This is a genomic window from Streptomyces sp. NPDC086835 (assembly GCF_044745705.1).
Taxonomy (GTDB): domain Bacteria; phylum Actinomycetota; class Actinomycetes; order Streptomycetales; family Streptomycetaceae; genus Streptomyces.
In genome coordinates, this window is sequence record NZ_JBIVAU010000003.1 from 257,151 (window position 1) to 273,003 (window position 15,853).

Annotated in this window: 15 protein-coding genes; 8 read left to right on the top strand and 7 right to left on the bottom strand. The window is 72.1% G+C overall.

Translation table 11 applies throughout. The annotated features are described in order from the left end of the window. Window positions 1-391 precede the first annotated feature (391 nt). Window positions 392-898, top strand: coding sequence for a transglycosylase SLT domain-containing protein (locus ACIPJI_RS12730; RefSeq protein ID WP_402246594.1), 507 nt, complete (start codon window positions 392-394; stop codon window positions 896-898). Window positions 899-1,117: 219 nt separating this feature from the next. Here ACIPJI_RS12730 and ACIPJI_RS12735 read toward each other — a convergent pair whose 3' ends face one another. The 6 genes from ACIPJI_RS12735 to ctaD all read right to left on the bottom strand — a co-directional run bounded on the left by ACIPJI_RS12735 (window position 1,118) and on the right by ctaD (window position 6,827). Continuing rightward, window positions 1,118-1,600 (bottom strand): nucleoside deaminase, encoded by a 483-nt coding sequence (locus ACIPJI_RS12735; RefSeq protein ID WP_356621820.1) that lies wholly within the window; start codon window positions 1,598-1,600, stop codon window positions 1,118-1,120. 56 nt (window positions 1,601-1,656) lie between these two features. Then, the gene (locus ACIPJI_RS12740) at window positions 1,657-2,703 is read right to left on the bottom strand and encodes an MASE1 domain-containing protein (RefSeq protein WP_402246081.1); all 1,047 of its coding nucleotides are present in this window, start codon (window positions 2,701-2,703) and stop codon (window positions 1,657-1,659) included. A 103-nt stretch (window positions 2,704-2,806) separates the two neighbouring features. Next, a complete protein-coding gene (locus ACIPJI_RS12745; RefSeq protein WP_402246083.1) occupies window positions 2,807-3,631 on the bottom strand; it encodes a PP2C family protein-serine/threonine phosphatase in 825 nt (274 codons plus the stop codon). 141 nt (window positions 3,632-3,772) lie between these two features. Further along, a complete protein-coding gene (locus tag ACIPJI_RS12750; protein ID WP_356621789.1) occupies window positions 3,773-4,654 on the bottom strand; it encodes an oxygenase MpaB family protein in 882 nt (293 codons plus the stop codon). Between the two features lie 53 nt (window positions 4,655-4,707). Beyond that, complete coding sequence (locus ACIPJI_RS12755; RefSeq protein WP_356621788.1) at window positions 4,708-5,070, bottom strand: hypothetical protein; 363 nt, start codon at window positions 5,068-5,070, stop codon at window positions 4,708-4,710. Then, a complete protein-coding gene (gene ctaD, locus ACIPJI_RS12760; protein ID WP_402246085.1) occupies window positions 5,067-6,827 on the bottom strand; it encodes a cytochrome c oxidase subunit I in 1,761 nt (586 codons plus the stop codon). The genes ACIPJI_RS12755 and ctaD overlap by 4 nt, the downstream gene beginning before the upstream one ends. A 278-nt stretch (window positions 6,828-7,105) precedes the next feature. Between ctaD and ACIPJI_RS12765 the strand changes: the two genes are divergently transcribed. Genes ACIPJI_RS12765 through ACIPJI_RS12775 form a run of 3 tightly spaced genes read left to right on the top strand, consistent with a single transcriptional unit; the run spans window position 7,106 to window position 10,853 of the window. After that, window positions 7,106-9,592, top strand: a complete 2,487-nt coding sequence (locus ACIPJI_RS12765; protein WP_402246087.1) for a molybdopterin oxidoreductase family protein — start codon at window positions 7,106-7,108, stop codon at window positions 9,590-9,592. Then, a complete protein-coding gene (locus ACIPJI_RS12770) occupies window positions 9,589-10,080 on the top strand; it encodes a hypothetical protein (RefSeq protein ID WP_356621785.1) in 492 nt (163 codons plus the stop codon). Before ACIPJI_RS12765 ends, ACIPJI_RS12770 begins: the two co-directional genes overlap by 4 nt. A 35-nt stretch (window positions 10,081-10,115) precedes the next feature. Next, window positions 10,116-10,853 carry an SDR family NAD(P)-dependent oxidoreductase gene (locus tag ACIPJI_RS12775; protein ID WP_356621784.1) on the top strand — a complete coding sequence of 246 codons (738 nt, stop codon included), beginning with the start codon at window positions 10,116-10,118 and terminating at the stop codon, window positions 10,851-10,853. Between the two features lie 92 nt (window positions 10,854-10,945). On the opposite strand, the gene ACIPJI_RS12780 is transcribed toward ACIPJI_RS12775, so the two are convergent. Beyond that, window positions 10,946-12,058: a glycosyltransferase gene (locus ACIPJI_RS12780; protein ID WP_402246090.1), complete on the bottom strand. Its 1,113-nt coding sequence runs from the start codon at window positions 12,056-12,058 to the stop codon at window positions 10,946-10,948. 318 nt (window positions 12,059-12,376) lie between these two features. Here ACIPJI_RS12780 and ACIPJI_RS12785 point away from each other — a divergent pair, with 318 nt between their 5' ends. The 4 genes from ACIPJI_RS12785 to pfkB all read left to right on the top strand — a co-directional run bounded on the left by ACIPJI_RS12785 (window position 12,377) and on the right by pfkB (window position 15,797). Then, window positions 12,377-13,237 (top strand): DMT family transporter, encoded by an 861-nt coding sequence (locus tag ACIPJI_RS12785; RefSeq protein WP_402246092.1) that lies wholly within the window; start codon window positions 12,377-12,379, stop codon window positions 13,235-13,237. Window positions 13,238-13,242: 5 nt separating this feature from the next. Next, window positions 13,243-13,977, top strand: coding sequence for a polysaccharide deacetylase family protein (locus ACIPJI_RS12790; RefSeq protein ID WP_356621781.1), 735 nt, complete (start codon window positions 13,243-13,245; stop codon window positions 13,975-13,977). A gap of 114 nt (window positions 13,978-14,091) precedes the next feature. Next, complete coding sequence (locus tag ACIPJI_RS12795) at window positions 14,092-14,853, top strand: DeoR/GlpR family DNA-binding transcription regulator (protein WP_307704689.1); 762 nt, start codon at window positions 14,092-14,094, stop codon at window positions 14,851-14,853. Continuing rightward, window positions 14,850-15,797 (top strand): 1-phosphofructokinase, encoded by a 948-nt coding sequence (gene pfkB / locus ACIPJI_RS12800; RefSeq protein WP_356621780.1) that lies wholly within the window; start codon window positions 14,850-14,852, stop codon window positions 15,795-15,797. The genes ACIPJI_RS12795 and pfkB overlap by 4 nt, the downstream gene beginning before the upstream one ends. Window positions 15,798-15,853: the final 56 nt, after the last annotated feature.

Consider the following 15,853-nt stretch of genomic DNA (forward strand, 5'->3'; position numbering starts at 1 on the left):
CGGACCCCCCCCGGGACGCCCTGAGTTGTGATGCCGCGCATAGGGGCCAGATCACTTCCTAAAGGCGGTAGTGGACACCGCCCACCCGATGCGCCAGGGCGCGGGCCGAGAAGCGACGTTTCGGTCATTTCTCTTAAGTGGGGTAGTAGGTCACATTCTTGCGCCGCGCTACGACCGCCCCTAACCATGGCTGACGTCCCGGGAAGCACAACCGGACAGGGCGTCCCGCCCGTCCGACCGTGCCGGGCCACATGGCGGAGAGGTCTCCGCCCCGCCGAACCGCACGAAGGTCGGCCGCCCTGATGTCCATCGTTTGGAGAGTCCCATCCGTATCACCGCCTTCACCCAGACCAGCCGTACCGCCCGTCTCCGCAAGCTCTCGATCACCGGCATGGCCACCGCCGGCGCCGCTGCCGTGGCGCTCACTCTGGCCCCCTCGCCCGCCAGTGCGGCCCCGGCCGCAGCGGACGCGTCGAAGGTCGCGGTCTCGGTGGCGGCCGACGCGCCTGCGGTGAAGACGGCGGAGAGCGCGAAGGACGCGGACAAGGCCAAGAAGGCCAAGAAGAAGAAGGTCTACGCCGACAACCTCGACGGCTGGATCAAGGAGGCCCTGGACATCATGAAGTCCAAGGGCATCCCGGGCAGCTACGAGGGCCTGCACCGCAACATCATGCGTGAGTCCAGCGGTAACCCGAACGCCCAGAACAACTGGGACATCAACGCGCAGAACGGCACGCCCTCAAAGGGTCTGCTGCAGGTCATCCAGCCGACCTTCGACGCCTACCACGTCGACGGCACCCCGCACGACCTGACCGACCCGGTCGCCAACATCACCGCGGCCGCGAACTACGCCGCCGACAAGTACGGCTCCATCGACAACGTCGACTCCGCCTACTGATCCGCGCCACGACGCGCGGACGCCCGCACCCGCCCCGTGGCGGCGCAGCGTCACGGGTCCGACGCCGCGGTCAGCGCTTCTGCGCGGCCGCGGCGTCTTTGGGTTCTCCGAGCCGTTTCTCTCGGCACGACGCGGCAGTCCGCGTCCTTCCGACGCGATGGGCGCAGCAAGGCGCATCACACCCCGGCTGCAGCCGGAGCGTGATGCGCCTCGCGCTTGTCAGCGTCCCGCGCGGAAGCGCCGGTGCAGATCGTGCACCTGTCCGGCGAGCTCCGGTACGGGACCGTGCACCTCGAGGCCGGGCACGATCTCCTGGACGGGGAGGGTCCGCACGGGCGGGGCGGGCACCCCCAGCTCGGCGAGCCACTCGCCGAGCTGCCGCGACGAGACGATGTAGACGATGCGGCCGAGCCCCACCCAGCCATGGGCGGCCGCGCACATCGGGCAGTGCTCGCCCGAGGTGAAGACCGTCGCCGCCCGCCGTTCCCTTGCCGTCATGTGCTCGGCCGCCCACCGGGCGAGCGCGAACTCGGGATGCTGCGTCTGGTCGGCCAGCGACGTCTCCCGGTTGCGGTCCTCCGCGAGGACCCTGCCGTCGCCGTCGACCAGCACGGAACCGAACGGCTCGTCACCGGCTTCCACGGCCTCGGCGGCCAGTTCCACGCAGCGCCTCAGGTGCCGCAGCTCGGACTCGTCGGTCATCGCAACCCCCATGGTGTGCTCCGTTCCGCCCGCGTCCGCGGGCCCGTCCGGCGACGTTACCCCGGGGTCGTGCCCGGGCGGCCGGGCCCCTGCTCGGTCCGGGGCGGGTCCCCGGGAGGCCGGCCGTCGTCGAGCGGCGTCCACAGATGGGTCGCGTCGCCCGGCGCGAGCTGCTCCACGACCTCCGCGAGGTCGGCGCAGGCCTTCTCGATCTTGCGGCGCACGGCGATCTGCTCCGTGACGACCGACGCCAGCAGCAGGCCCGTCAGCGCCGCGCATCCGTTCAGCGCCTGGAGCACCACCATGACCTCCAGCACGCTGCGGCCGGCGAACGGGCCCATGCCGTCGGTCGCCGCCGAGATCGCCAGCACCGAGATCAGCAGCGCGCACGGTGCCGAGCCGGGCAGCTGGAACCGCAGCGCCGCCCAGATCAGCATCGGGAAGACCAGGAACAGCAGTGACAGGCTCACCCGGGTGGCGAGCAGCGTCACGGCGACCGACGCCAGACCGAGGGCCACCGCCTCCGTCCACCACCACGCCCGTGTGTCGCGCGGCAGGCGCGCCCGGCGCAGCACCAGCAGGAGCGGTGTGATCACCAGGACGCCCATCGCGTCCCCGGCCCACCACGCGGACCACACCGGCCAGAACTCACCGAGCGGCAGCGCACCGCTCAGCACCAGGGTGCACGCGCCGAACGTCGCGCTGACGAGCATGCCGCCCAGCGCCCCCAGGAACACCAGCGCCAGCCCGTCCCGGAGCCGGTCCAGGCCGATGCGGAAACCGACCCGTCGCAGCATCAGATACGCGGCCAGCGGAGCGAACGTGTTGCCGGCCAGGATGCCCAGTGTGGCCAGGCCGACGGAGTCGATCGTCGCGATGGTCAGCAGCGCGCCGAGGAGGATGCCGGGCCAGACCCGCGCCCCCATCCACAGCAGACAGGCCAGCGAGATCCCTGTGGGTGGCCACAGGGGTGTGACCACAGCTCCCTCCACGACCACCTGCTGGAGCAGGCCGATCCGGCCGCCTGCCCAGTAGGCGGCCGCGACGGCGAGCACACACAGCACTGCTGCGGCCGGACCCCGGACTTGTTCGCTGCGGACCACGCACGTCATCACACAGGAGCGTCGGCGCCGCGTCCTCGTGACACGCGCTGCCGAGGCGCCCGAACTTGCCGGGAGCCGCCGCGCGCCGGACCGCCGCGGCCGCCTACGCGGGTTCGTGGAGGAGGACCAGCACGGCCGCGTCGTCCGTGTGGTCGGTGAGTGCCGCCGTACCCATCACCTGCGTGGCCAGTTCCCCCACGTCCGTTCTCTCCCGGACCGCGGCGCGGACCAGCTCGGCGACCGCGTCCAGGCCCGCCTCGATCGGATACGAGGGGCCTTCCACGACGCCGTCGGTGAGCAGCACGAACGCGCTGCCCTCGGACAGGCGCCGGTTCGCCACCGGATACACCTCGCCGGGCAGGATGCCCAGCGGTACGCCCGCCTCGTCCGCCACGATCCCGCCGTCGCCGCCGGCCGTCGCCCACACGGCGGGCACATGACCCGCGCGGGCGCTCTGCAGTGCGCCGGTGGCCGGGTCGTAGCGCAGGAAGCTGCACGTCGCGAAGAGCCCGTGGTCGACGGAGAGCAGCAGCTCGTTGGCGCGGCGCAGCACCTCGCCCGGGTCGGTCGTGGCGGTGGCCACGGCGCGCAGCCCCATCCGGACCTGCCCCATGAAGGCTGCGGCATCCACGTCGTGACCCTGCACGTCGCCGATGGAGAAACCGAGTGAGCCGTCCGGCAGGAAGAAGCCGTCGAACCAGTCGCCGCCGATGTCCAGACCGTTCCTGGCTGGCGTGTACCGGGCCGCGACCCGTAGACCGGGCACCGTGGGAAGGTCGGCCGGCAGCATCGACCGCTGCAGGGCCTCGGCGAGTTCGACCCGTGCCTTCTGCCGTTCCGCGCCTTCCCGGGCACGGTCCGTGAGGCGGCCGAGCGTGGCCAGCATCTCGTCCGCGGTCGCCGATCGCACGGGACGACGCCGGGTCATGGACCTCTCCGAACTGCCTTGCAAGATCGACCGGCCCGGACTTGTGCGGCGCACAGGGGCATCGGCCGGCTGGGCCGTACAGCCCGCGTTCATTGTATTTCCGCGGCCCCGGACCCGCTCGGGGTGCGACCTGGGGCCGGGTCAGGACGGCTCCGGGGGCGGGGGAGACGGGGCCATGGCCCACCGGATCGCGCCGGTGAGCAGGGTTCCGGTCGGGCTCACACAGCACTTTTCGAACGTCGGCGCGTACGGCAGCCCGAGCGGCTTCCGCGCCCACGGCGGCAGCAGGGCGACGCCGTTCGCGGCCAGCACCGCGTACGGGACCCGGGCGGGCAGGGGCAGCGGGGGATGGAGCAGCATGAAACGGGCCGCCTCCAGGGCCTCTGGCGAAGGGCGCAGTTCGGGGCGGTACGCGGCGATCCGCTCGGCCAGCCCGGCCCGGTCGCGCGGCGGGTCGCTCACTCCGAGCGCGGCGGCGACCCGTGCGGTGTCGGCGATGTACCCGTCGCAGCCGTCGGCGTCCAGGGGACGGGCGCCGAAGCGCTGATGGGCGCGCAGGAAGCTGTCGACCTCTGCGACGTGCACCCAGCCGAGCAGGTGCGGGTCCGCGGCACGGTACGGCTCGCCGGCAACGGTCCGGCCCGTCACGCTCTCGTGGACGGCCCGGACCGTGTCCACCGCTTCCTGGGCGTCGTCGGCCGTGCCGTACGTCGTCACGGCCAGGAACGTGCTGGTGCGCTGCAACCGTCCCCACGGATCGCCCCGGTACCCGGAGTGGGCGGCGACGGCCGCCATGGCCAGCGGATGGAGCGACTGCAGCAGCAGGGCGCTCAGCCCGCCGATGAACATCGAGGCGTCGCCGTGGACGGTACGGATGGGCCGCTCGGGGCCGAACCAGCGGGGCCCGGGTGTGTCATGGATACGGGCACGCGTCTGCGCCGCCGCGGGGCCTGCGACCCGGGTGAAGATGCTGCTGCCGAGTTGCCGCCGCAGACCGCGGATCCGGGGCGGTGAGTTGCTCACACCACCAGTATCCCGCCCGGAGGCGGGCGGGATCCCGGTCTGCCGTCCTTCTGTCAGCGGTGGGCGGCCAGAAGGCCGGCGAAGGTGCACAGGACCGCGGAGACGAGGACCGCAGCGACGCCCGCGCACAGCAGCCGGCGCCGTAGCTCCTCGTACCGCGCGGTGTACTCGAGCCGCAGCTCGTCGGCCCGGGACACCAGGGCCTCCAGCACGCGCCGTGACAGGGCGATGCGGTCCTGGGTGTAGGCGCGGACGACCTCCTCGCGCTGCGCGCTGGTCAGCCACGGCATCCGCCCGGCGAAGGCCTCCGCCTCTTGCTGGGCCTCCTGAAGCCGGCTCTGCGCGAGCAGATAGCCCTCGAGCCTGACGAGCCCCGCGGCGACCTCCGACTCCGTCTGCCGCACCGGGCCCCTCACCGGTTGTCCTTCCCCTCGCCGAGGGGCGGGGCGATTCCCTTCCCCGGTTCGACGACATCCCGCCGACCGGTGTCCGAAACCTCGTCCAGAGTGGCGATGGCGGGGTGGTGCAGGTCGAACGCAGGCGATTCCGAGCGGATCCGGGGGAGCGTGGTGAAGTTGTGCCGGGGCGGGGGGCAGGAGGTCGCCCACTCGAGCGAACGTCCGTAGCCCCACGGGTCGTCGACCGTGAGCTGCCGGCCGTACTTCGCCGTCTTCCAGACGTTGTACAGGAACGGCAGCATCGAGATGCCCAGCAGGAAGGACGCGATCGTCGACACGGTGTTGAGTGCGGTGAAGCCGTCGGCCGCGAGGTAGTCCGCGTACCGGCGGGGCATGCCCTCGGCGCCCAGCCAGTGCTGCACCAGGAACGTGCCGTGGAAGCCGATGAACAGCGTCCAGAACGTGATCTTGCCGAGCCGCTCGTCCAGCATCTTGCCCGTGAACTTCGGCCACCAGAAGTGGAATCCGGCGAACATCGCGAACACCACGGTGCCGAAGACGACGTAGTGGAAGTGCGCGACGACGAAGTACGAGTCGGAGACCTGGAAGTCCAGCGGCGGCGACGCGAGGATGACGCCCGTCAGACCACCGAACAGGAACGTCACGAGGAAGCCGATCGCCCAGAGCATCGGTGTCTCGAACGACAACGATCCTCCCCACATCGTGCCGATCCAGTTGAAGAACTTCACACCGGTCGGTACCGCGATGAGGAACGTCATGAACGAGAAGAACGGCAGCAACACGCCGCCTGTGACGTACATGTGGTGCGCCCACACCGTCACGGACAGACCCGCGATCGCGATCGTCGCACCCACCAGACCGATGTATCCGAAGAGGGGCTTGCGCGAGAAGACCGGCAGGATCTCGGTGACGATGCCGAAGAACGGCAGGGCGATGATGTACACCTCTGGATGGCCGAAGAACCAGAAGAGGTGCTGCCACAGCAGAGCGCCGCCGTTCGTGGCGTCGAAGATGTGGGCGCCGAACTTGCGGTCCGCCTCCAGGGCGAACAGCGCTGCCGCCAGGACCGGGAAGGCGAGCAGGACCAGCACACCGGTCAGCAGCACGTTCCAGGTGAAGATCGGCATCCGGAACATCGTCATGCCCGGAGCGCGCATGCAGATGATCGTGGTGATGAAGTTGACCGAGCCGAGGATCGTGCCGAAGCCGGAGAAGGCCAGACCCATCACCCACATGTCGCCGCCCACCCCGGGGGAGTGAATGGCGTCCGACAGCGGGGCGTAGGCGAACCAGCCGAAGTCGGCCGCACCCTGCGGGGTGAGGAAGCCGGCCACCGCGATCAGCGAACCGAAGAGGTACAGCCAGTACGCGAACATGTTCAGACGCGGGAACGCCACGTCCGGAGCGCCGATCTGCAGCGGCATGATCCAGTTCGCGAAACCCGCGAACAGCGGCGTCGCGAACATCAGCAGCATGACCGTGCCGTGCATCGTGAACGCCTGGTTGAACTGCTCGTTCGACATGATCTGCGTGCCCGGCCGGGCCAGCTCGGCGCGCATGAAGAGCGCCATCACGCCGCCGATGAGGAAGAACATGAACGACGTGACGAGGTAGAGCGTCCCGATGGTCTTGTGGTCGGTGGTCGTCAGCCACTTCACGACGACATTGCCGGGCTGCCTGCGGTGTACGGGCAGCTCGTCCTCATAGGCGTCTTCCGACTGCACATCGAGGCGAGAACCTGACTGAGATGCCACACGAACTCCCGTACGTTCGGGTGCCGTCTGCCCTGGCTCCGGGCGCTGTTGCACCCACAGGCGGCGACCCCAAGGACATATACCGGTGCAATGTATATGTGTGGGACCCAAGGGGCTATTTGCGACATCCGCTGTTCGGGTGACGACCCGTCGGGCCCGCGTGCTCGGGCCCTCGTCGGCACCCGCCCCGCGAGCGACGGGCGTTACGGCCCGCTGATCCCGGGTACTTCTGTGCGGTCGGTACGCCCCGTACCGACCGCACGACGAGGGAGGTCGACGTGGAAGATTCGGTGGACCGGATCGCCGAGCCCTGGGGCGGTCGGACCCCGTATCCGCGGCACGGGGCATGGCCGACCCGCGTCGACACATACCTCGCCGAGGGCGTCAAGGAGGACGAGGTGCAGCAGTGGGTGCAGTCGGCCTCGATCCTGCACTCCGACGGGGACGCCATGGACATCGCCGTCAAGGACGGTCGCATGGTCGGTGTGCGGGGAAGGGCGGTCGACCGGGTCAACCGGGGCAGGCTGGGGCCCAAGGACCTCTTCGCCTGGCAGGCGAACGCCTCGCCCGACCGGCTGACGAGGCCGCTGATCCGCCAGGCCGGACGGCTGGTGGAGACCGACTGGCCGACCGCGATGGACCGGGTCGTCGCCCGCTCCCGCGAGCTGCTGGAGGAACGAGGCCCGGGCTCCATCGGTTTCTACACCACCGGCCAGCTGTTCCTGGAGGAGTGCTACACCCTCGCGGTCCTCGCCCGGGCCGGCATCGGGACGAACCACCTCGACGGCAACACCCGCCTGTGCACCTCCACCGCCGCGGAGGCCCTCAAGGAGTCCTTCGGCTGCGACGGACAACCGGGCAGCTACGACGACATCGACCACGCCGACGTGATCGCCCTGTTCGGGCACAACCTCGCCGAGACCCAGCCGGTGCAGTGGATGCGCGTCCTGGACCGGCTGGAGGGGGCCGACCCGCCGCGGCTCGTCTGCGTCGATCCGCGGCCCACCCGGGTGGCACGCCGCGCCACGGTGCATCTGGCGCCGCGCGTCGGCACCAACGTGGCGCTCCTCAACGCGCTGCTGCACGAGACGATCCGTCACGACCGGGTGGACCACGCGTACATCGAGGCGCACACGGTCGGCTTCGAGGAACTCGCGGCCCGCGTCAAGGACTGCACCGCCGAGTGGGCGGCCGCCGTGTGTGACGTTCCCGCCAGGCTGATCGTCGAGGCGGCGGAAGTCCTCGGGGGCGCCGACCGCCTCCTCTCGACGGTGCTGCAGGGCGTCTACCAGTCCCATCAGGCGACCGCGGCCGCCGTCCAGATCAACAACCTGCACCTGATCCGCGGGATGCTCGGACGGCCGGGCGCCGGCGTGCTGCAGATGAACGGGCAGCCCACCGCCCAGAACACCCGGGAGTGCGGCGCCGACGGAGACCTGCCGGGATTCCGGAACTGGGAGAACGACGAGCACGTGGCCGACCTGGCCAGGGTGTGGAACGTCGAACCGGCCACGATCCCGCACTACGCACCGCCCACCCACGCCATGCAGATGTTCCGCTACGCCGAGCAGGGCTCCATCCGGATGCTGTGGATCAGCGGCACCAACCCGGCCGTCTCACTGCCCGAGCTCTCACGGATCCGCTCGATCCTCTCCGGCGAACGGCTGTTCGTGGTCGTGCAGGACCTGTTCCTGACCGAGACCGCCCAACTGGCCGACATCGTCCTGCCGGCGGCGACCTGGGGCGAGAAGACCGGCACCTTCACCAACGCGGACCGCACGGTGCACCTGTCCGACAAGGCCGTGGAACCGCCCGGGGAGGCAAGGCCCGACCTGGACATCTTCCTCGACTACGCCGCCCGTATGGACTTCCGCGACAAGGACGGCGGCCCGCTGATCCCCTGGCGCGACCCCGAGTCGGCGTTCGAGGCGTGGAAGCGCTGCAGCGCCGGCCGGCCCTGTGACTACACCGGTCTTTCGTACGGCCTGCTGCGTGGCGGCAGCGGTATCCAGTGGCCCTGCACCGAGGACGATCCCTCCGGCACGCCGCATCTGTACACCGACGGGATCAGCTGGGCGCACCCCGACCGCTGCGAGTCCTACGGCAAGGACCTGGTGACCGGCGCGTCGTCCGGCGTCGTCGAGTACCGCTCGCTCAACCCGGACGGAAAGGCCATGCTCAAGGCCGCCGAGTTCCTGCCTCTGCACGAGGCGCCGAGCGAGGAGTACCCGTTCCAGCTGACGACCGGTCGCACCGTCTACCACTTCCACACCCGCACCAAGACCGGCCGCACACCGCAACTGAACGCGGCAGCACCGGATGTGTGGGTGGAGATCTCCGAGGCCGACGCCGCCGCACGCGACCTCGCGGAGGGCGACCTCGTCGAGGTCGGCTCCCCGCGCGGTTCCCTGCGGGGGCGGCTGCGCGTCACCGGACTGCGGCGGGGAACGCTGTTCGTTCCCTTCCACTACGGCTACTGGGACACCCCCGCCGGCTTCGGCCCCAATGCCACGGTCCCGGGCCGGGCCGCGAACGAGACCACCGTCACCGACTGGGACGCGGCCTCCAAGCAGCCACTGTTCAAGACCGCCGCCGCGACGCTCACCCTCGTGGAGAAGGGCGCCGGGCTACACTCACCCGCCCCCACGACCACCGCCTCCGAGCCGGGCCGTGACGCCGGCGTCCCCGCCACGGAAGGCGGCCCCGACGCCCGCGTGCGGCAGACGACGGACGACGTGCCCTCGCGGGAAGGGAGCCGGCAGTGAACGGCATCAGCCTCACCCTGCGCGTCCTCCACCACGGCGAGCGGCACCTGGCGGAGGAACTGCTCACCGTGGCAGACCGGCACAGCACGGAGCACGAGGTCCACCACGTCGCCAAGGACCTCGCGGGATGGTCCCGGGAACACGTCGAACGCCTGGCCGTGACCGGCCGCGCCCACGGGCTCGAACTCGACGACTCCCCGGCGAAGCCCTCGCCCGGACTGCTGACGATGATGCGGGAGAAGGCTGCGCAGGCCGTCGGCCACCGGCCGGAGCCCGGCCTGCTGCTCCTGCGCGACCTGCGCGATCTACACCTGGACGCCGCCGAGAACTCGCTCTACTGGGAGATGCTCGCGCAGGTGGCGCAGGCATCGAAGGACACCCGGCTGCTCGAGCTCGTCTCTTCGTGCCACCCGCAGACGCTCCGGCAGATGCGCTGGACCAACACCATGATCAAGAACATCTCGCCGCAACTGCTGACGAGCCTGTGATGGCGGAAGGACAGGGAACAGCGAAAGGGCCGGTGATGCTGATCACCGGTGCGTCCTCCGGGATCGGGGCCGCCGTCGCGACCCGCTTCGCCGCCGCCCCCGGCTGGCGGCTGCTCCTGCACGGACGCGACGCCGAGCGACTGGACCACGTGGCGGCGCGCACGGGCGGAACCCCGCTGCGGGCCGACCTGAGCGACCCGGCGAGCGCCGACCGGATCGCCGCTGAGGCCATCGGATCCGCCGGCCGGGTGGACGTCCTGGTGGCGGCGGCCGGCGTCGGCTGGGCAGGGCCGTTCACCGCCATACCGGCTTCGGCGATCGACGAGGTGCTGGCAGTCGACCTGGCGTCCGTCGTGCACCTGGTGCGTCACCTCCTGCCGCAGATGGTCGAGCGGGGCAGGGGACGGATCGTGCTGCTCGGTTCCATCGCCGGTGCGGTGGGCGTCGGCGACGAGGCGGTGTACTCGGCGGCCAAGGCGGCGCTGGGCACGTTCGCCGACAGTCTCGCGTACGAACTGAGAGGGACGGGCGTGACGATCTCCCTGGTGCTGCCAGGCATCGTCGACACGCCGTTCTTCGAACGGCGCGGAACCCCGCCTCGCCGCACCGGACTGAAGCTCCTCACCCCGGAGCAGGTGGCCGAAGCGGTCTGGCGTGCGGTGATGCGGCGGCACCGGGCCGAGATCTTCCTGCCGCGGTGGTTGCGGCTGCCGGCGCGTATCCACGGAGCGGTGCCCCTCGTCTTCCGGCGCCTGGCAGAGCGCTTCGGCTGAGCCGTCGGGCTGTCGCCACCGCGGTGGCCGCGGCCCGGGCCCGGCCGAGCGTTTCGGCTGAGCCGGCGCGGTCCGCCGCCGGCCGAGTGGCCTCAGGCGCCCGGCGGACCGCCGCCGGGCAGGGCGGCGACGAGGCGTGCCGCGTCGTCACGGAACAAGGCCGCGGCGCGTGCGACCTGGCCGTCCCTCACGGGACCCGGCGCGACCAACTCGTCCACACGGGCCAGTAGTTCGCCGATGCCGTCCGCCCACGCCGTCACGCCCTCAGCCGCCATCGCGAGCACACCTTTGACGCCGTGGCCGGCGATCGGCCGGTAGCCGATGACGGGGACGCCCGCGGCGAGTGCCTGTACCGCTGTCTGGCCGGCCGCGTTGTCGATCAACAGCCGTGAGTGGGCCATCAGTTCCGGCAGATCGTCCACCCAGCCGAGGGCGACCGCGCCCGGTACCGCGGCCGCCCGGCGGCGCAGCCGTTCGTCGCGGCCGCACAGCAGTACGGGGAGGCAGCCGTGGCGCGCGAGCACCTCCGCGGTGCGCGTCAGCCCCGACCCCACGCCCCAGGCGCCGGTGCAGATCAGCACGGGGGGCCGGCCGTCGGCCCAGCCGGGCGGGTCCTGGGCGGCCGGACGGCCGAACTCCGGCGGCACCACCGGCCCGGGGGCGCCCGCCGGCCGGCCGGTCGCCGCGTGTACCGCCTCCGCGCACGTCTGCGTGACGCACAGGTACAGGTCGTTGCCGGGATGGAGCCAGCCGCGGTGGACGGCGAAGTCGGTGACGAACACGGCGCTCGGGACCGCCAGGGTGCCGCGTTCGCGCAGTCGGCCGGTGATCTGACCGGCCAGATGGAAGGTCGAGACCACGGCGTCGGGGCGCCGGTCGCGGACGAGCGCCCTCAGCCGGCCCTCCGCCAGCGTGGCCAGCGGGGCCACGTCCGTGACCGTGCCGCGCCGGGACGGCGGACGGCCCGCGCCGCTGCGCTGCTCGAGGAACAGCGCGTGGACGCCCGCGTAGAGGCCCGGAACGTGCCGTACGGAGAACCGGTAGGACGACCGCAGAGCCCGCCCGGCGCCGGGCGGCAGGAGTGTCAGTACGTCACGCACCAGCACCTCGTGGCCCGCCGCGGCGAGCCTGCGCGCCATTTCACCGGCGACCGCGTCGTGGCCGGCCCCCATGCCCGCGCTGAGCACCATGAAGCGCCCACCCATGGGGCCACCTCCTCGGCACGCGTGCGCCGGACAGATCCGTCCGGTCCATGGTGGCCCCGGACCGGAGCCGCCGGTGCCCGGGAAGGGGGCCGGGGGGACCGATCGAGTGAACCGGCGACCGCGGCGCCTGCTGTCGGGCGGCGCCCGGGCCGTTCCCCGACAGGCTGGACCCGTTACTCGACAGGCTGGACCCGCTCGGTCCGTGATCCGGGAGGTCCGCATGTTCCGTCGGTCCCACGCCGCTTCGATCCCCGTGCGGGGCCCAGCGGACAGCAGGGGGCGGGGGGACCGCCCGGCGCAGGGGCGGGACCTGGCGCGATGACGGCACTGTCCGTCTGCCTCGCGCTGCTTGCCGCGCTCGCCAACGCCGCGGCCTCGGTGCTGCAGAGACGGGCCCTCGCGGACCTCGCCGGTGCCACAGCCATGGCGCTGCTGCGCCGGCCGGGGTGGGTGTGGGGCGCGGCGATGCTCGTCCTGTCGGGGGCCCTCCAGGCACTGGCGCTGGCGACCGGGCCGCTCGCCGTGGTGCAACCGGTGATGAGCACGGAGCTGCTGTTCACCCTGGTGGTCGGAGGCATCGCCTTCCGGCGTCGACCCGACCCGCGGACCCGGGTGGCCTTCGTGGCGATGGCGGTCGGCCTGGGCGGCTTCCTCGCACTGGCCGCCCCGTCCGGCGGCCGGGATACGGTACCGACCGCGCACTGGGCATGGGCAGGGCTCTCGCTCGCCGCAGCGGTCGCCGTGCTCGTCGCGGTCTCGCTCCGGCTTCCGTCCGCCCCCCGCGCGGCCGTGCTGGGCACCGCGACGGCGATCGGTTTCTCCTGCACCGCCGTCCTGATGAAGGACGCGCTGGGCAGGCTGCCGGAGGGTGTCGGCGCGGTGTTCGCGACATGGCAGTTGTACGCGGCCATGGCCGTCGGCCTCGGCAGCTTCCTGCTGCTCCAGGTGACGCTCCGGGCGGGCTCGCTGGCCGCCTCGCAGCCCGCTCTGACACTCGGTGACGCGCTGCTGAGCGTGGTGCTGGGGGTGGTGCTGTTCCAGGAGAGCGTGCACCTCGGGTGGCGTACGCCGCTGGAAGTGGTGGCCCTCGGGCTGCTGATCGGCGGCTGTGTGGAACTGGCCCGGTCCCCGCTCCTGGCGGAGGACCCGGAGAGCGCGGAGGGTACAGGGAAATGGTGATGCCCATGAACAGTGGATCCACCGCCGCGCTTGCGGTGACGGGCGCGGCGCTCCTCGCGGCCGGCGCGCACATCGGGCCCGCGGCGACCTGGCTCCCCGGTGTACGCGGCGCCCTCGCCCCGGTCCTCGACGGGCGGGGGCATCAGGACCGGGTGGCGCTGACGTTCGACGACGGCCCCGACCCCGGCACCACGCCGCATTTCCTGCGGGCCCTGGACGAACTCTCCGTACGGGCGACCTTCTTCGTGCTCGGCAGCCGGCTCGCACAGCACCCCCGACTGGGCAGGCGCATGGCAGCGGAGGGCCATGAACTGGCCGTGCACGGCTGGTGCCACGAGAGGCCGTGGTACCCGCGGCCGTCGCGGGACGTACGGGACCTGGCGCGGACGGCGGACCTGGTCACGGAGGTCTCCGGCGATCGGCCCCTCTGGTACCGGCCCGCGTACGGGATCCTTACCGGCGGACGGTGGTACGCGGCCAGGGCCAACGCGCTGCGCCCGGTGCTGTGGACCTCCTGGGGCCGCGACTGGACGGCCGCGGCGACGCCCGGGAGCGTACGCGCGGAGCTGGGCAGGACGCTGAGGGGAGGGGCGACGGTGCTGCTGCACGACTCCGACGCGATGAGCGCTCGCGGCTCGTGGCGAGCGGCCCTGGGAGCGCTCGCCCCGGTCGTGGAGGACTGCCGGGTCCGCGGCCTGTCCGTCGGCCGGCTCCGCGACCACGGCCTGCCCACGCGCTGACCCTCGGGCCTGTTTCTGTCCGCTTGCATGCCCGAATCTGTTTACTTCCCCGTGGTTCGTGCGTAGCATCGGGGAAAACCACAGGCTCGGTCATGGAAACGGATGTAAAACCACATGTTCGCAGCGGAGCGTCAGCAAGAGATCATGCGCCTGGCCCGCGAAAGCGGTCGGGTGGATGTGCTGTCCCTCGCCGAGGAGTTCCAGGTCACCGCGGAAACCGTGCGGCGCGACCTCAAGGCCCTCGACCGGGCGGGGCTGGTGCGGCGTGTGCACGGCGGCGCCATCCCCGCCGGCAACCTCGACTTCGAGCCCGACCTCGCGGAGCGCGACGCGGTCGCCGCCGACGAGAAGGAACGGATCGCGCGGGCCGCGCTGGGTGAGCTGCCCGTGGACGGCAGCGTGATCCTGGACGCGGGCACCACGTCCGCACGACTGGCGGCCGGCATCCCGGTGGAGTCCCAGCTGACGGTCGTCACCCACGCGCTGCCCGTCGCCGCCCGCCTTGCCGACCACCCGGGCATCGCTCTCCATCTCGTCGGCGGGCGGGTCCGGCACCGCACCCGTGCCGCCGTCGACGCCTGGGCCCTGCGCGCCTACGGCGAGATCCAGGCCGACGTCGTCTTCCTCGCCACCAACGGCTTCGACATCGAGGGCGGCCTGACCACCCCCGACCTCGCGGAGGCGGCCGTCAAGCAGGCCGCGATCGCCGCGGCACGCCGGGTCGTCCTCCTGGCGGACTCGACCAAGTTCGGGCAGCAGCACTTCGCCCGCTTCGGTGACCTGGCGAACGTGGACCTGCTGATCACCGACACGGGCCTGAGCCCCGAAGACGCCCGCTCCATCGAGCAGCAGGGCACGGAGGTCGTCCGCGCATGATCCTCACCGTCACTCCCAACCCGAGCCTGGACCGCACCTACGAACTGCCGTCCCTGGACCGCGGAGCCGTGCTGCGCGCGACCGTGGACCGGGTCGACCCCGGCGGCAAGGGCGTCAACGTCTCCCGTGCGGTGGCCGCCGCAGGCCACCGCACGGTCGCCGTCGTACCGCTCGGCGGGCCGGAGGGCGCGCTGCTCGACCGGCTGCTCGGCGAGCACGGCATCGAGGCCGCCGGCGTCCCCGTGACCGGTTCCACCCGGGTCAACATCACGCTCGTCGAGCGTGACGGCACCCTCACCAAGGTCAACGCGGCCGGACCCGACCTCGCACCGGCGGAGGCTGAGGCGCTGCTGGAGACCGTCCGCACCCGCTCGGCGGAGGCGGACTGGATCGCCTGCTGCGGGAGCCTGCCGCGCGGCCTGCGTCCCGAGTGGTACGCCGAACTCGTGGCCCGGACCCACCGGGCCGGGGCCCGTGTCGCCCTCGACACTTCCGGAGCCGCCCTCACCGCAGCCCTGCGGGAGCGGCCCGACGTGGTCAAACCCAATGCGGAGGAACTCGCGGAAGCGGTCGGCCGCCCTCTCGCCACCGTCGGCGACGCCGTCAAGGCGGCGGAGGAACTGCGCGACCGGGGCGCCCGTGCGGTGCTCGCCAGCCTGGGAGCGGACGGCCAGCTGCTCGTCGACGACACCGGTGTCTGGTTCGGCCACGCCCCCGCCGACGCCGTCCGCAGCAACGTCGGAGCCGGGGACGCCTCCCTCGCCGGCTTCCTCACCGCGGGCGGCGGTGGCCCCGCCGCCCTGGCGGCCGCCGTGGCCCACGGCACCGCCGCCGTACAACTGCCGGGCAGCGTCATGCCGTCACCGGCCGACCTGGACCCCGAAGCGGTGACGGTCACCGCTTCCGTCCCCCTCGACCGCGTCCTCGGGGAGTCGGCGTCATGACCGTCCGTCCCGGGCGGGCCCACCGTCCCCCTCGTACCGGCGCGCTGCCCTGCGGC

What these genes read in the sequence shown, in the direction of transcription:
- ACIPJI_RS12730 (WP_402246594.1), top strand. Translation starts at nt 392, where the DNA reads ATGGCCACCGCCGGCGCCGCTGCCGTGGCGCTCACTCTGGCCCCCTCG.
- ACIPJI_RS12735 (WP_356621820.1), bottom strand. Translation starts at nt 1,600, where the DNA reads ATGACCGACGAGTCCGAGCTGCGGCACCTGAGGCGCTGCGTGGAACTG.
- ACIPJI_RS12745 (WP_402246083.1), bottom strand. Translation starts at nt 3,631, where the DNA reads ATGACCCGGCGTCGTCCCGTGCGATCGGCGACCGCGGACGAGATGCTG.
- ACIPJI_RS12775 (WP_356621784.1), top strand. Translation starts at nt 10,116, where the DNA reads ATGCTGATCACCGGTGCGTCCTCCGGGATCGGGGCCGCCGTCGCGACC.
- ACIPJI_RS12780 (WP_402246090.1), bottom strand. Translation starts at nt 12,058, where the DNA reads ATGGGTGGGCGCTTCATGGTGCTCAGCGCGGGCATGGGGGCCGGCCAC.
- ACIPJI_RS12785 (WP_402246092.1), top strand. Translation starts at nt 12,377, where the DNA reads ATGACGGCACTGTCCGTCTGCCTCGCGCTGCTTGCCGCGCTCGCCAAC.
- ACIPJI_RS12790 (WP_356621781.1), top strand. Translation starts at nt 13,243, where the DNA reads ATGAACAGTGGATCCACCGCCGCGCTTGCGGTGACGGGCGCGGCGCTC.
- ACIPJI_RS12795 (WP_307704689.1), top strand. Translation starts at nt 14,092, where the DNA reads ATGTTCGCAGCGGAGCGTCAGCAAGAGATCATGCGCCTGGCCCGCGAA.
- pfkB (WP_356621780.1), top strand. Translation starts at nt 14,850, where the DNA reads ATGATCCTCACCGTCACTCCCAACCCGAGCCTGGACCGCACCTACGAA.